At 63.0% G+C, this 13,979-nt stretch carries 11 protein-coding genes and 2 pseudogenes; 6 read left to right on the forward strand and 7 right to left on the reverse strand.

Annotated features, from left to right (window positions below):
• The first annotated feature begins 48 nt into the window (after positions 1–48).
• Entirely contained in the window at positions 49–822 is a 774-nt protein-coding gene (otnI, locus tag BW994_RS04305; RefSeq protein WP_029310453.1) for a 2-oxo-tetronate isomerase, read from the forward strand.
• Positions 819–2,084: a 3-oxo-tetronate kinase gene (otnK, locus tag BW994_RS04310; protein WP_029310454.1), complete on the forward strand. Its 1,266-nt coding sequence runs from the start codon at positions 819–821 to the stop codon at positions 2,082–2,084. Before otnI ends, otnK begins: the two co-directional genes overlap by 4 nt.
• A 145-nt stretch (positions 2,085–2,229) precedes the next feature.
• Here otnK and BW994_RS04315 read toward each other — a convergent pair whose 3' ends face one another.
• From BW994_RS04315 to BW994_RS04325, 3 genes are all read right to left on the reverse strand, one after another.
• Complete coding sequence (locus BW994_RS04315) at positions 2,230–2,724, reverse strand: DsrE family protein (RefSeq protein ID WP_029310455.1); 495 nt, start codon at positions 2,722–2,724, stop codon at positions 2,230–2,232.
• Positions 2,725–2,809: 85 nt separating this feature from the next.
• Entirely contained in the window at positions 2,810–3,649 is an 840-nt protein-coding gene (locus BW994_RS04320) for an SDR family NAD(P)-dependent oxidoreductase (protein ID WP_029310456.1), read from the reverse strand.
• Between the two features lie 39 nt (positions 3,650–3,688).
• On the reverse strand, positions 3,689–4,936 hold the full coding sequence (locus BW994_RS04325) for a Zn-dependent hydrolase (protein ID WP_029310457.1): 1,248 nt from the start codon (positions 4,934–4,936) through the stop codon (positions 3,689–3,691).
• A 131-nt stretch (positions 4,937–5,067) separates the two neighbouring features.
• Between BW994_RS04325 and BW994_RS04330 the strand changes: the two genes are divergently transcribed.
• The 3 genes from BW994_RS04330 to BW994_RS04340 are packed head-to-tail and all read left to right on the forward strand — an operon-like array spanning position 5,068 to position 8,804.
• Positions 5,068–6,561 carry a CoA-acylating methylmalonate-semialdehyde dehydrogenase gene (locus tag BW994_RS04330; protein WP_029310458.1) on the forward strand — a complete coding sequence of 498 codons (1,494 nt, stop codon included), beginning with the start codon at positions 5,068–5,070 and terminating at the stop codon, positions 6,559–6,561.
• 11 nt (positions 6,562–6,572) lie between these two features.
• Entirely contained in the window at positions 6,573–7,328 is a 756-nt protein-coding gene (locus tag BW994_RS04335) for an HpcH/HpaI aldolase family protein (protein WP_029310459.1), read from the forward strand.
• Between the two features lie 6 nt (positions 7,329–7,334).
• Positions 7,335–8,804 carry a flavin-containing monooxygenase gene (locus BW994_RS04340; RefSeq protein WP_029310460.1) on the forward strand — a complete coding sequence of 490 codons (1,470 nt, stop codon included), beginning with the start codon at positions 7,335–7,337 and terminating at the stop codon, positions 8,802–8,804.
• Positions 8,805–8,921: 117 nt separating this feature from the next.
• Here the strand turns inward: BW994_RS04340 and BW994_RS20115 are convergent.
• Positions 8,922–9,140 (reverse strand): annotated as a pseudogene (locus BW994_RS20115) (transposase); the annotation flags it as partial.
• A gap of 251 nt (positions 9,141–9,391) precedes the next feature.
• Here BW994_RS20115 and BW994_RS04350 point away from each other — a divergent pair.
• A pseudogene (locus BW994_RS04350) lies at positions 9,392–10,072 on the forward strand (IS256 family transposase); the annotation flags it as partial.
• 277 nt (positions 10,073–10,349) lie between these two features.
• Here BW994_RS04350 and BW994_RS04355 read toward each other — a convergent pair.
• Genes BW994_RS04355 through BW994_RS04365 form a run of 3 tightly spaced genes read right to left on the reverse strand, consistent with a single transcriptional unit; the run spans position 10,350 to position 13,932 of the window.
• Positions 10,350–11,063: a pyridoxine 5'-phosphate synthase gene (locus BW994_RS04355; RefSeq protein ID WP_029310462.1), complete on the reverse strand. Its 714-nt coding sequence runs from the start codon at positions 11,061–11,063 to the stop codon at positions 10,350–10,352.
• Complete coding sequence (pdxA, locus tag BW994_RS04360) at positions 11,060–12,043, reverse strand: 4-hydroxythreonine-4-phosphate dehydrogenase PdxA (protein WP_281174419.1); 984 nt, start codon at positions 12,041–12,043, stop codon at positions 11,060–11,062. Before pdxA ends, BW994_RS04355 begins: the two co-directional genes overlap by 4 nt.
• A complete protein-coding gene (locus BW994_RS04365) occupies positions 12,040–13,932 on the reverse strand; it encodes a DUF3857 domain-containing transglutaminase family protein (RefSeq protein WP_051657112.1) in 1,893 nt (630 codons plus the stop codon). Before BW994_RS04365 ends, pdxA begins: the two co-directional genes overlap by 4 nt.
• Positions 13,933–13,979: the final 47 nt, after the last annotated feature.

Genomic DNA, 13,979 nt, shown 5'->3' on the forward strand with positions numbered 1-13,979 from the left:
CTTTTTTGTAAAAAAGAACCAAAAAACTTCTATTATGGGATTACAGATATGGTTCGGTTTGCGGCGAATTTGACGATGATGTTTACTGAGCATGCATTTCTCGATCGGTTCGCTGCGGCGGCCGATGCGGGGTTTGATGCTGTGGAGTTCCTGTTTCCGTATGAGCACCCGCCCGAGGCGATCGGCACGCGCCTCGCGCAGCACGGGCTGACGCAGGCGCTGTTCAATCTGCCGCCGGGCAATTGGGCGTCGGGCGAGCGGGGGCTGGCATCGTTGACGGGACGTATCGATGAAATGGTCGATGGGACCGCGCGGGCGCTTGAGTATGCGGCGGCGACCGGGGTGACGCGGCTGCATCTGATGGCCGGCATCGGTGACCGGCACGATCCGGCGGCGATGGCGCGCTATCGGGATGCGGTGGTGCGGACGGCGGAGACGCTCGCCGCGCATGGAATCGATCTGTTGCTGGAGCCGATCAATGCGCGTGATATGCCCGGGTATTTTCTCAATGATATCGATGCGGCGGCGGCGATGATCGCTGAGCTTGGGATCGGCAATGTGCGTTTGCAGTTCGATATGTATCACTGCCAGATCATTCACGGCGACATCACGATGCGGTTACGCAACCATATCAAGATGATCGGCCATGTGCAGGTTGCCAGCGTGCCTTCGCGCAACGAACCGGATGGCGAGGAGGTGAATTACCCGTTCTTGTTCGATGAACTAGACCGGCTGGGCTATGCCGGCATCGTCGGTTGCGAATACCGGCCGCGTGGGGCGACGCGCGAGGGACTCGGCTGGTTCGAAAGTCTGCAGCGGTGAGCCTGAAGCTGGGTTGCATTGCCGATGATTATACCGGTGCGTCCGATCTGGCGAACACGCTGACGCGGCAGGGGCTGCGCACGATCCAGACGATCGGCGTGCCGGAGGCGGGGTTGGCGTTGGGTGAAGTCGATGCCGTGGTGGTCGCACTCAAGACGCGCTCGGTGCCGGCGGCGGATGCAGTGGCACGGTCGCTGGGAGCGCTGGCCTGGCTACGGGGCGAGGGCGCTGGGCATATCATGTTCAAGGTCTGCTCGACCTTCGATTCGACGGATGCCGGCAATATCGGGCCGGTGACCGAAGCGCTGGCGGCGGCGCTGGATGCATCGGTGGTTCCGGTGACGCCGGCGTTTCCCGAAACCGGGCGCACCGTGTTTCAGGGGCATTTGTTCGTGGGCTCGCGGCCGCTGCACGAAAGTCCGTTGAAGGATCACCCGCTGAACCCGATGCGGGATTCCGATTTGGTGCGGGTGCTGGCGCGGCAGTCGGCGCAGGCTGTCGGGTTGGTTGCGCTCGACTGCGTCGAGCGCGGCGCGGCGGCGATTACTGCGCGACTGGCGGCGTTGGGCGACATCGGCGTCCGGAGTGCAATTGTCGATGCTGTAGCGGAACGGAATCTGGTGTCTTTGGGTGAAGCGGCGTTTGCGATGAGGCTTTCGACCGGGGCGTCTGGCCTGGGATTGGGACTGGCACGGGCAGCGGTGGGTGCGGGGCAGGCGGCTGCGGTGCCGGCCTGGCCTGATGTTGACGGTCACGCCGCGATCATTGCCGGCAGTTGTTCGGCCGCGACGTTGGAACAGATCGATGCGGTGGAGGGCACTTTGCCGGTGGCACGGCTCGATATCGATCGGCTGCTGGGTGATGCGGGGTATGCGGCTGGGATGCTGGCGTGGGCCGCGGAGCGCCTGGCGGATGGGCCGGTGCTGCTTGGGAGCAGCGCGACGCCTGCTGTGGTCGGCCGGTTGCAATCGGTGCATGGCGCTGGTGCGGGCGCGCGGATTGAGGCGGCGCTGGCGGAATTGGCGGCGGGCCTGGTTGGGCTCGGGGTTCGGCGGTTGATTGTTGCGGGGGGTGAAACCTCGGGTGCGGTGATCGATCGGCTTGGAGTGACGGCGTTTGAAATCGGCGGCGAGATTGCGCCGGGGGTGCCGCTGCTGCGCAGCCTGGGCGGTGAGATGATGCTGTTCGCGCTGAAATCGGGCAATTTCGGCGGTCCTGGGTTTTTTCGTGCGGCGTTGGGGGCTATGAGAACAAGAAAGTAAGAAAAGCGCTTCTTTTTTGTTAAAAAGAAGCAAAAAACTTTTTTATTAATCCAGGCGCGAGTGTTTTCACCGATACAGACCAAATTAACAAAGTTTTTTTGATTCTTTTTTTCACAAAAAAGAAGATTCTTTTTGTACTGCCTTTTTACGGCTTGATATAGCTGAATCCATGCGACTCAAGCTGCACGATCCGCACGATTCCGGCGGGCACGATCATGGCCTGCGGCACCAGTTTGGGAACGTGGCCGAGTGCGCGGGCCATGGCTTGGAGCGTGTTGTTGCAGGCATCGAACTCGACCCCAGACTTATTGAGCGCGTTGATCCGGTCGGCGACCGGTGAGTTCGCCAGCAGCATGTGCAGACCGGGGCCGAAGGCTACCAGGACGATCTGTGTCTGGTCATTTCCCAGCAGTTTCAGCGCGTTTTCGGCGTTGTTCAGGGCGAGCGACCAGATTGCCGGATCGTTCCCGCTGATCTGGATGACCATGTGGCTGGTGGCGAAAGGGTGCGGGTGCTGGAAGATGGGGTGGTCGAACTGGAATGTTTTCAGCATCGAAGGGTTCGCGTAGGCGGCGCCGGTGATTGTGAGGCTTGTGGCCAAGGCGATGCCGGTGATGGTGCGGCTGATTGAGCTGAACATGACATCTCCGTTGCCGACCCCGCGCCTATGCGACGTCTGGCACAGTATAGGCGGGCACCTGGCGGGGGGGGAAGTGCGGCGGTTGCTACGATTTGACGAAGACCTCGAAGGCGGCTTGGTAATCCGGGTGCCAGCGCGAGAGTGCCGGGCGGTTGTGGATGATGTCGCCGGCGGCCCAGTCGATGCGCTTGTGGTCGATGGCTTGAGTTACCGCGTTGTCCGGGCAAAGGATGTAAAAATCGCCCTGCGCGAGGCGTTCGGCCATGAAGGCGACCACTTGTTCCGGTGTCCATGCGGCATCGGGTTTTTCGGCGACGCGTTTTTTGGTGAAGCCGGTGAAGGTGAAGCCGGGGATCAGGAGATGGGCGGTGACCGGTGATCCGGCTTCGCGCAGATCGTGCGCCAGGGCTTCGGTGACGGCTTTGATGCCGGCCTTGGAGACATTGTAGGCGGTATCGCCGGGCGGCATGGTGATGCCCTGTTTCGATCCCGTATTGATGATCGCGGCAGGGATGCCTTGCGCCATCAAGGTCGGCATGAAAACCTGCACGCCGTTGATGACGCCCCATAGATTGGTGTCGATGATGCTGTGCCAGCGGGCGGCATCGGCGGTGAGGCCGCCACCACCTTCGACGCCGGCATTGTTCATCAGCAGGCCGATCGGGCCGGATCGCGCGGCGATGTCGTGCAGACGCTGGACGTCGGCACGGTTTCCGACATCGGTGACGATGTTTTCGATCGTGGTGCCTGGATGGTCGGTGAGGATGGCGGCGCGGGCAGATTCGAGCGCGGTTTGGTCGATATCCGCAAGGAACAGGCTCATGCCATTTGCGGCGCAATGTTGCGCGGTGGCGAGGCCGATGCCGCTGGCGCCGCCCGTGATGATGGCGCCGCGACCGGCGGTGAATGCGGGGTGTTGGCTCATTGGGGTTCTCCGAAAGGGGCTGCGCGCTGCGCTGCCGGTTCAACCCATACGATTGGCACGCGCGAGCACCACGTCAAGCAGGATCTGGGTGCCGGCTTCCGCTTCGTCCGGCGTGATCGATTCCGCTTCGTTGTGGGAGAGACCGTCCTTGCACGGGGTGAAGATCATGGCGGTGGGGATGACGGTGGCAACGTGTACGGCATCGTGCCCGGCGCCGGAGACCATTTCGCGGGCGGGGTAGCCAAGGCGGGCGCAGGCCTGGCGGACCAGATCGATGCAGTCTGCATCGAACGGGGTGGCGGCAACGCGGAACACCGGGGTGATGCGGAGCGCGAGGCCGCGGGCGGCGGCAAGATCGGCCGCCCGCTTCGGGAAATCATCGACGATGGTGGCGATCACCGCATCGTCCGGATGGCGGAATTCGCAGCCGAAGCGGATTTCACCAGGGACGACATTGGGCGAATTGGGGTGTACGGTCAGGCGGCCGACCGTGCCGCGTCCGGCATTGCCCTGCGCGCGCATGATGCGTTCGACCAGCAGAATGATTTCGGCGGCGCCTGCGAGCGCATCGCGCCTGGCGTCGGGCGGGGTGGTGCCGGCGTGGGAATCCTGGCCGGTCAGTGTGGCGTCGAACCAGACCTGTGCTTGTGCGCCTGTGACGATGCCGATGGTTTTGGCCTCGCGCTCGAGGATGGGCCCTTGTTCTATGTGCAGTTCAAAATAGGAATCGGCCGGCGTGTGCGTGGCTGGTTCCGCGCCTTCGGCACCGATGGCGGTGAGCGCTTCGGCGACTGTGATGCCTTCGGCATCGCGCAGGGATTTGATGGTGGCTTCGGGATGGACGCCGGCCCAGACGGCGCTGCCCATCATGGCGCGGCCGAAGCGCGATCCTTCCTCGTCGGTCCAGTTGATCAGTTCGACCGGGGCTTCAGTGACGATGCCGAGATCGTCGAGCGTGCGCATCACTTCGAGCCCGGCGATGACGCCGAGCGCGCCGTCGAACTTGCCGCCTGTCGGTTGGCTGTCGAGATGGCTGCCGAATAGGACGGGCGGGCGTGAATTGTCACGCCCGGGGCGGCGGGCGAACATGTTGCCCATGCTGTCGGACCGGAGGGTGAGGCCGGCCTGTTTGCACCAAAGGGCAAACTGGGCGCGGCCGCTGCGATCGACCTCGGTGAGGGTGACGCGGTTGACGCCGCCTTTCGGCGTGGCACCGATCGTCGCCATTGCCATCAAAGTGTCCCAAAGGCGTTTGCCGTCGATCCGATAATTGCTGCTTTGCACCATGATGCCCCCGCGTGGTTCAAGTTGGGCGCAAAATCGCGCGGCGTGGCGCGCAATGCAAGCGCGCCGTGGCGGGGGTTGCCCTGGGGCGGTCGGGGCGACAATATGTGCGCAGGAAATATTGAGGGTACGCCATGAAATCGCGCGGTCATTTCATCGACAATCAACATATTGATGGCGAGGGAACACGGCACCTGCCGGTGTTCGACCCAGCCCTGGGGACGCAAACCGGCGTGGTCGCGGTGGCGACGCCTGCTGAGGTCGAGCGCGCGATTGCCGGCGCTGTCGCTGCGTTTCCGGCCTGGGCGGCTACCCCGCCGCTGCGGCGCGCGCGGGTGATGTTCAAGTTCAAGGAACTGATCGAGACGCACAAGGGCGAGTTGGCCGCGCTGATCACCAACGAGCACGGCAAGGTGCTGTCGGATGCGGCGGGCGAGGTGGTCCGCGGCATGGAGGTGGTGGAATTCGCCTGCGGCATTCCCGACGTGCTGAAGGGGGAATATTCGCGCAACGTGGGCACCAACGTCGATAGCTACACGATCCGCGCGCCGCTGGGCGTGGTGGCGGGAATTACGCCGTTCAATTTCCCGGCGATGGTGCCGCTGTGGATGTTTCCGGTCGCGATTGCGTGCGGCAATTGCTTTATTCTGAAGGTTTCTGAGAAAGTACCCTCGGCCGCGCTGCGACTGGCGGAATTGTTGAAAGAAGCCGGCTTGCCCGCGGGCGTGTTCAGCGTGGTCAATGGTGATCGTGACGTGGTGGATACGCTGCTGACCGACAAGCGGATTGCCGCGATCAGCTTTGTCGGCTCGACGCCGATCGCCGAGCATATTTTCACCACCGCTTCGGCGCATGGCAAGCGGGTGCAGGCGCTGGGTGGGGCGAAGAACCACATGGTGGTGATGCCGGACGCGGATTTGGATCAGACCGTCGATGCGCTGATGGGGGCGGCCTATGGCTCCGCCGGAGAGCGCTGCATGGCGATTTCGGTTGCCGTCGCGGTGGGTGATATTGCCGACGCGTTAGTGGACCGGCTCGCGAAAGGTGCAAGGGCACTCAAGATCGGGCCGGGGACCGATCATGAAGCGGAGATGGGGCCGTTAGTTTCTAAGGAGCATATGGCCAAGGTCCGGTCATATATCGATATCGGTATCGCGGAGGGGGCGAAACTGGTGGTCGATGGCCGCGGGTTGAAACTGCAGGGGCATGAGGACGGGTATTTCGTCGGGCCGACCCTGTTCGACCATGTGCGCCCGGGCATGCGGATTCATTCCGAGGAAATATTCGGGCCGGTGCTGTCGGTGGTGCGGGAAAAGACGTTCGATGATGCGGTTTCGATTATCAATGCGCATGAGTTCGGTAATGGCACGTCGATTTTCACGCGCGACGGCGATGCGGCGCGCAGTTTTGCCGATCAGATCGAGGTCGGCATGGTCGGGATCAACGTGCCGATTCCGGTGCCGATGGCGTTTCATTCGTTCGGCGGGTGGAAGCGGTCGAGCTTTGGCGATCACGGCATGCACGGGCGCGAGGGTGTGCATTTCTATACCAAGCTCAAAACCATGACGTCGCGCTGGCCGACCGGTATTCGCGCCGGTGCCGAGTTCGCCATGCCGACGATGCGGTAAAGGGGATTATCATGTCACTCACGAAAATCTGGGGTGAAAATCGCGCGGTGTTGAATGGCTGGCTGGCGATTCCTGATGGATTTGCCAGCGAGATCATGGCGCATCAGGGCTGGGATAGCCTGACCGTCGATTTGCAGCACGGCGTGGTCGATTACGGTGCCGCGGTGCGGATGCTGACGGCGATCAGCACGACGGATGTTGTGCCGATCGTGCGGGTGCCTTGGGTCGATCCCGGGATCATCATGAAATCGCTCGATGCCGGCGCACTCGGCGTGATCTGCCCGATGATCAACTCGGTCGAGGACGCAAAGGTGTTTGCCAACGCGATGCGCTATGCTCCGCAGGGCGGGCGGAGCTATGGGCCGATTCGTGCCGGTTTCGTATACGGTGCCGATTACGCCAAACGGGCGAACGATCTGGTCACCGGGTTTGCGATGATCGAGACCAAACGGGCGGTCGGCGTGCTCGATGATATTCTGGCGGTGCCCGGGATCGATGCGGTGTATATCGGGCCAAACGATCTGGCGCTGACACTCGGTATGGCACCGCAGTTCGACCCGACGCATCCCACCATGATGGAGGCGATCGAACATATCCTGGCGCGCGCGAAACATCACAACAAGCGGGCCGCGATTCACACCGGATCGGCGGGGTACGCGAAAATGATGGTGGGCAAAGGCTTCGATCTGGTCACGGTCGGGTCGGACTCGCGGTTCATTGCGCAGGGTGCGGCAGAAGCGGTCGCAGCGTTTCGCGCGACGACCTGACCGCATATGGCAGGCGGTGCGCATTTCGATGTTGTCGTGGTGGGTGGCGGCCTGTCCGGTATTGGCGCGGCCTGCCATCTGACGCGCGAGACGCCGGAGCGCAGCTACGTCGTGCTGGAGGGGCGCGATGCGATCGGCGGGACGTGGGATTTGTTCCGCTATCCCGGAATTCGATCTGATTCGGATATGTATACGCTGGGGTACTCGTTTCGTCCCTGGACCGACTCCAAAGCGATCGCGCCAGGCCCCGCGATCCTGAACTACGTGCGCGAGACGGCGCGGGAATTCGGCGTCGATCGGCACATCCGGTTCGGGCACCATGTCAAAAGCGCTGCGTGGGACAGTGCACGCGCGCTGTGGACTGTGACCGCAACCACTGAGGCTGATGGCAAGACGGTCGAATTTACCTGCAATTTTCTGTTTATGTGCAGCGGCTATTACGATTATGACGGCGGTCATTTGCCTGCGTTTCCGGATGCCGCTTCGTTTGGCGGCCGCATCGTTCATCCACAGTCCTGGCCGGCTGATCTTGATTATGTCGGCAAGCGCATCGTGGTGATCGGCAGCGGCGCCACCGCCGTGACGCTGGTGCCGGAACTTGCGAAAACCGCAGCACATGTGACGATGCTGCAACGCTCGCCGACGTATATCGTTTCTCGCCCGTCCGAAGATGCGTTCGCCAACCGGATGCGCCGGCGCCTGCCCGCCCAGCTTGCCTATGGTGTCACGCGCTGGCGGAACGTGCTGCTTGGGATGTTTTTCTACAACCTCGCCCGCCGCAAGCCCGAACGCGTCAAAGCCGGGATCATCGGCCTCGCGCGCCAGGCGCTTGGGCCGGATTACGACGTCGCGACCCATTTTACGCCACGCTACAAGCCCTGGGATCAGCGCCTCTGTCTGGTGCCCGACGGTGATTTGTTCACCGCTTTGAAATCGGGCGCTGCAAGCATCGTCACCGATCAGATCGAGCGGTTCACCAGCACCGGTATCGCTCTCCGCTCCGGCGCAACACTCGCCGCTGATATTATCGTCGCTGCCACCGGCTTGAAACTGAAACTTCTCGGCGGACTCGACGTCATGGTTGATGGCAAGACAGTCGATTTTGCAAAAACGCTGAGCTACAAAGGTATGATGATCAGCAACGTACCGAACTTCGCGGTCTCGTTCGGCTATACCAACGCCTCCTGGACCCTGAAATCGGACCTGACCGCAGCCTACGTCTGCCGCCTGCTCAATCACATGAAGCGCCATAACTACACAAAATGCACGCCGCTCCGTAACGATCCATCAGTCACCGAAGAACCATTCCTCGACTTCACCTCGGGCTACGTGCAACGCGCCATTGCACTGTTCCCCCGCCAAGGTTCGAAAAAACCCTGGCGCCTCTACCAGAATTACGTCCGCGACCTGCTCATGATGCGCTGGGGTAAACTCGCCGACGGCACCATGGCATTCACCCGCCATCCGCGGGGGTGATGTTGCGATCGCAACCAAAGCGGGAGACTTTCCCTCCAGAGCCATTCCAGCGATGAAGAGCATCGCTGGAACCTTCGGCTCCTCCGCCCCCTCGACCCCCTTTAGGGTCTGATGACATTAAGTTGACGTATACTGTGCATTGGCCAGGTAATTTTTGCACTCGTGCGGCGTAAACGCATCCAGGAGCGACCCAATACGCTGCCAGGTTGCCTCCTTGGTGCGCTCTGCGGCTTTCCCGAGCAAGTGTTTGAGTTTGGCGAAGACTTGCTCGATGGGATTGAGGTCGGGGCTGTAGGGCGGCAAGAATAGCAGCCCGGCACCTTGGGCGCGAATGGCGGGAGTCGATGGGGTAACGATATCGGATTACGAGCAGAACCTGGATCTCCGGGACGTCTGCTCACGCGTCCATAGCTAGTGTCCGCGCTCGTGGTGGAAATTGTTTGAATGATGCGGGTGGGGTTGGGCCAGGAAGTCGGCGTAGCCGGCCGGAAGGGCCAACCCCACCCGCAGACCGGGTTGAGGTGGCCATCGGATCGTTCGGCTAAGGTGGAGTTGCGAAGCTTCAACCCGAACCGAATGAGGACCCGATGACCGACGACAGATTACCCCTGGCCGAGCTTCTTTCCAAAGCCGGCGATGGCGATTTCCTGCGCGGTGTGGCGGAGGCGGTGGTGCAACTATTGATGGCGACCGATGTGGAAGGTGTGATCGGCGCCGGGCGGCATGAACGCTCCGGTGAGCGCACCACCTATCGCAATGGCTATCGCGACCGTACCCTCGATACCCGCCTCGGCAGCCTGCAACTCCGCATCCCAAAGCTTCGGCAAGGCAGCTACTTTCCGCCGTTCCTCGAACCCCGCAAAACTTCCGAGAAAGCGCTCGTTGCGGTGATCCAAGAAGCCTGGGTGAGCGGCGTGTCCACCCGGCGCGTCGATGATCTGGTGCAAGCCATGGGGCTCACTGGGATCAGCAAGAGCACCGTCAGCAAGCTCTGCAAAGATATCGACGACCGCGTCAACGCCTTCCTCGACCGCCCCCTTATCGGCGACTGGCCCTATCTCTGGCTCGATGCCACCTATCTCAAGCAACGCGAAGGGAGTCGCATCGTCTCAGTCGCGGCAATAATCGCTGTGGCCGCCAATACCGATGGCAAGCGCGAGATCGTCGGCCTGCACATCGGACCGTCCGAAGCCGAAACCTTCTGGGCAACCTTCCTCAAGAGCCTGGTGCGCCGCGGCCTGCACGGCACCAAGCTCGTCATCTCCGAGTTGGCCAAAATCGGTTGCACGACACTCCAAATCGTCAAACGCCCCCAAGCCAAGGTCGGCGTCTCGGTCTTGCCAAAAGGTTAGATCGTCGCGTAAACCTTCGCCTGGGTCAGCGACTGCAGACGCCTCGCCAAGGACTACGAACGCCATACCAGCAGCGTCCTCCCTTACCTAAAACTACGGATTTTAAATGCTCCGCCTTTAAACGGGGCTAGCGGCAGAGCCCCTGGTCTTGCTCATCCTTAGCGCCCCCACCCTAGCCCTACAGTTCCCCCGATCAGCGCCGGGCGGCTTCCATGATAGCGCGCATGCGGCGGACGGTTTCGGTGAGCCCGATGAAGACGGCTTCGCCGACGATGAAGTGGCCGATGTTGAGTTCGCGTATCTGGGGAATGGCGGCGACTTGGGCGACGTTGGTGAAGGTCAGGCCGTGGCCGGCGTGGACTTCGAGACCGAGGGACGTGGCGATTTTGGCGGCTTCGATCAGGCGGTCGAGTTCGCCGGGTTTGCCGTCGGCGTAGGCTCCGGTGTGGAGCTCGACGACGGGCGCGCCGAGCGATGCTGCGGCTTGGAGTTGGCGTTCATCGGGGTCGATGAACAGGGAGACGCGGATACCGGCGTCGCGCAGGTGGGCGATGCGGGGTGCGAGGGAGCCGTTGTTGCCAGCGACATCGAGCCCGCCTTCGGTGGTGATTTCGGCGCGGCGTTCCGGGACGAGACATGCGGCGTGTGGGCGTTCGCGGCAGGCGATGGCGACCATTTCATCAGTCGCGGCCATTTCCATGTTGAGCGGTACTGGCAAGCTGCGGGCGCGGGTGATGTCGGCGTCGCGGATATGGCGGCGGTCTTCGCGAAGGTGCAGCGTGATACCATCGGCGCCGGCTTCGATGGCGAGGTGGGCGGCGCGGATCGGGTCGGGGTAATCGACGCCGCGGGCGTTGCGCAGGGTGGCGACGTGATCGAGGTTGACGCCGAGTCGTTGGCGGGTCATGCGCGTTGCCCGGCCATGATCGAGGCCATGCGGAGGGCGGCGATCAGGCTGGCGGGGCGGGCGAGGCCTTTGCCAGCGATATCGAAAGCGGTGCCGTGGTCGGGCGAGGTGCGGATGATGGGCAAGCCGAGCGTGATGTTCACGCTGTTCTCCATGTCGATGGTTTTGAGCGGAATGAGAGCTTGGTCATGATACATACAAATCGCCGCATCGTAACCCTGCAGCGCGATCGGGGTGAACATGGTGTCGGGCGGCAGGGGGCCGAACGCGTCGATTTCGGCGGCGCGCAGGCCAGCGATGGCGGGGGCGATGATGCGGGTTTCGTCGTCGCCCATGGCGCCGGATTCGCCGGCGTGGGGGTTGAGCCCGGCGATGGCGAGGCGGGGGGTTGGGATGGCGAAATCGCGGATCAAGGCAGCGTGGGTGATGGTCGCGGCGGTGATGATCGCTTCGGTGGTGAGGGTTTCGATCGCGCGGCGGAGCGAGACATGCACGGTGACCGGCACGACGCGCAGGGCGGGGCCGGCGAGCATCATGATCGGGGTAGGGGTGTTGGTGAGGGCGCCGATGAATTCGGTATGGCCGGGGTGTTTGAAGCCGGCGGCGTAGAGCACGGATTTGGCGATCGGGTTGGTGACCATGGCGCTCGTGGTACCGGACATGGCGAGGCTGGTGGCGCGTTCGATCGCGCCGATGATGGCGGCGGCGTTGGCGGGGTCAGGCTGGCCCGGGATTGCGGGGGTGGCGAGCGGGTGTGCGAGCACCGGCAGAGCGCGGGCGAAGGCGGTGGCGGCGGCGGCGGGATCGTCGATGACTTCGATCGGGATGCCGAAGCCGCCGGCCCAGCGGACATCGCCGATCAGACAGAACGGGTGGATGCCGAGCCCCGGGTTCTGCCGTGACGCGAGCCAGGCGCCGGCTGCGATTTCCCCGCCGATGCCGGCGGGGTCGCCCATGGTGAGGGCGAGCGGGGCGGTCACGCCTGCGGTTTCGGGTTGGTGCGTTCCAGCACCAGTTGCTGGCGATCGAGGCGGTAGGCTTTGTTGAACAGGGTTTTCAGCGCGGCGCGGTCTTTGACCGGATACCAGATGCGGTCGAGCGACAGGGTCTGGTCGAGCTGCAGGGTGGTGCCGTGCAGTGTGGCGGTCTGGATGAAGCTGCCGGCATCGGTCTTGATCGTGCCGCTTTCCGGGGTGGCGAGCACTTTATAGCCTTTCGGCAGGGTCAGGCTGGTGGTGAAATGCAGTGTGCCGAGTTCGCGTTTCACCGGGTAGAGATGGCTCGGTGAGGCGTTGGTGGCGAGGTAGTGGCCGAGGTCGGTGAAGGCGAAGCCTTTGTGGACTCGTAGCACCACGATATGGCCGGGATCGTAATAGCCTGGCGCAGTCCAGTGATCGGTCACGGTGAAGGGCTTGGTGAGGTCATCGGCGTGGTCGGCGGTGAAGTGGCCGGTGCCGACCAGGCCTTCGTTCGAGAGCACTTGTTCGACCACGTGCGGGTAGGCGGCTTTCGGCAATTGGTCGAGAATGTCGCGCATCATCCAGTCGGTGTAGCCGGTGGCGTGGATGGTGCCGCTGCCTTGCAGGGCGCCGTCCGGCCCGATGGTTTCGGCGGTGTTTTGCACGTAGGACGCCGGGCCGGCGGGCGTGCGGGCGAGGGTCGAATGGGTCGAGGCCAGGATCACCGGCTTGTCGGCATCGCCGGCCGGCAGTTCGCCCGGGGTGGCGAAGCCGGAGGTCGGGTCGAGGAACAGTTTGTATTGCGGCACGTAGACGATGACGTGATCGATGATGCCGAGGTTGACCAGATGGGTGAATTGGTAATCGGCGCTGCCGCCATCGATCAGGGCGGGTTCGGCATCGATGCCTTTGGCCTTGAGCAGCGCGACCAGCAGGGTTTCCGAGGCTTTGCAATCGCCGTAGCGCCGGGTGACGGTGTGGTCGGCGGCGGCGGGAATCCAGCCCGACAGGCCGGGTTCGATGCCGACCCAGCGGATATGGGTGGTCGCCCAGTCGTAAAGCGCGTCCATCGCGGCGCGGCCGGTTTTGGTACCGGCGATCTGATCGGCGAGGGTTTTGATGTCGGGGGTGACGGTGGTTTTCGCCGCCGCGCGGCGCCAATAGGCATCGCCCAGCGCCTGCCAGTTGGGGAAGGTGGTGGCGACGAACATCGGTTCGAACTGGGTGGCATCGACCGCATCGCCGGGTACCGCGTGGTAGGGCGGGTTTTCGAGCGTGGCGGTGATGATCTGGGTATCGCCCTCGACTTTTCTGGTCATGGTGTAGCCGCCGCGCACCGAGGTGAGCAGGTGCAGGCTGGCGGGGGCGCGCACTTGGACCTGTTCGTGCCCGGTGAACTGGTTGGGCGGTACGGCATCGATGCCGGAGAATTCGTTGGGGAAATAGGGTTCGAACCGGTGCATGGTGTAGGTGATGTCGAGTTTGCTGTCGCGTTCGACGTGCGGGAACTCGACGCTGACAATTTTGGCGTCGCTGAAGCTGGGGGCATCGACCGCGGAGGGGGCGGTCTGGATATGCACGTCCTTGGCGGTGACGGGGTAGATTTTGCCATCGGGGGCGATGGTCTTGGCTGAGACGAGGTGGAAATGCTCCATCGCAGTGGCGACGAGTTCCTGGATCTGGCCATTGCTCTGCACGCCGTTTTTGGTCAGCGGTTCGATGATCTTGTGGACCGTGCGGGTGTAGGTGCCGTTGGCGGCGAGGTCGAAGGTGTCGCTGTAGGAGAGCATTTTGAACGGCGCGCCGGCGGCGTTCGGGGTGGGCGGCGGGTTTGCGGCGGCGGCCGCGATAATGCTCATGCCTGCCATCAACGCGGCCAGTGCTGCGCCGGTTCGGAGCTTCGGAATCATGTGGGGAGCCCTTTCAGATCATCGAGCGACCAGGTTACGTGCTCATC

This window comes from Acidiphilium rubrum, assembly GCF_900156265.1.
Taxonomy (GTDB): Bacteria; Pseudomonadota; Alphaproteobacteria; order Acetobacterales; family Acetobacteraceae; genus Acidiphilium; species Acidiphilium rubrum.

Excerpts from the sequence above, each read along its gene's own strand:
- otnI (WP_029310453.1), top strand. The coding sequence starts at position 49 with ATGGTTCGGTTTGCGGCGAATTTGACGATGATGTTTACTGAGCATGCA.
- BW994_RS04315 (WP_029310455.1), bottom strand. The coding sequence starts at position 2,724 with ATGTTCAGCTCAATCAGCCGCACCATCACCGGCATCGCCTTGGCCACA.
- BW994_RS04320 (WP_029310456.1), bottom strand. The coding sequence starts at position 3,649 with ATGAGCCAACACCCCGCATTCACCGCCGGTCGCGGCGCCATCATCACG.
- BW994_RS04325 (WP_029310457.1), bottom strand. The coding sequence starts at position 4,936 with ATGGTGCAAAGCAGCAATTATCGGATCGACGGCAAACGCCTTTGGGAC.
- BW994_RS04330 (WP_029310458.1), top strand. The coding sequence starts at position 5,068 with ATGAAATCGCGCGGTCATTTCATCGACAATCAACATATTGATGGCGAG.
- BW994_RS04335 (WP_029310459.1), top strand. The coding sequence starts at position 6,573 with ATGTCACTCACGAAAATCTGGGGTGAAAATCGCGCGGTGTTGAATGGC.
- BW994_RS04340 (WP_029310460.1), top strand. The coding sequence starts at position 7,335 with ATGGCAGGCGGTGCGCATTTCGATGTTGTCGTGGTGGGTGGCGGCCTG.
- BW994_RS04355 (WP_029310462.1), bottom strand. The coding sequence starts at position 11,063 with ATGACCCGCCAACGACTCGGCGTCAACCTCGATCACGTCGCCACCCTG.
- BW994_RS04365 (WP_051657112.1), bottom strand. The coding sequence starts at position 13,932 with ATGATTCCGAAGCTCCGAACCGGCGCAGCACTGGCCGCGTTGATGGCA.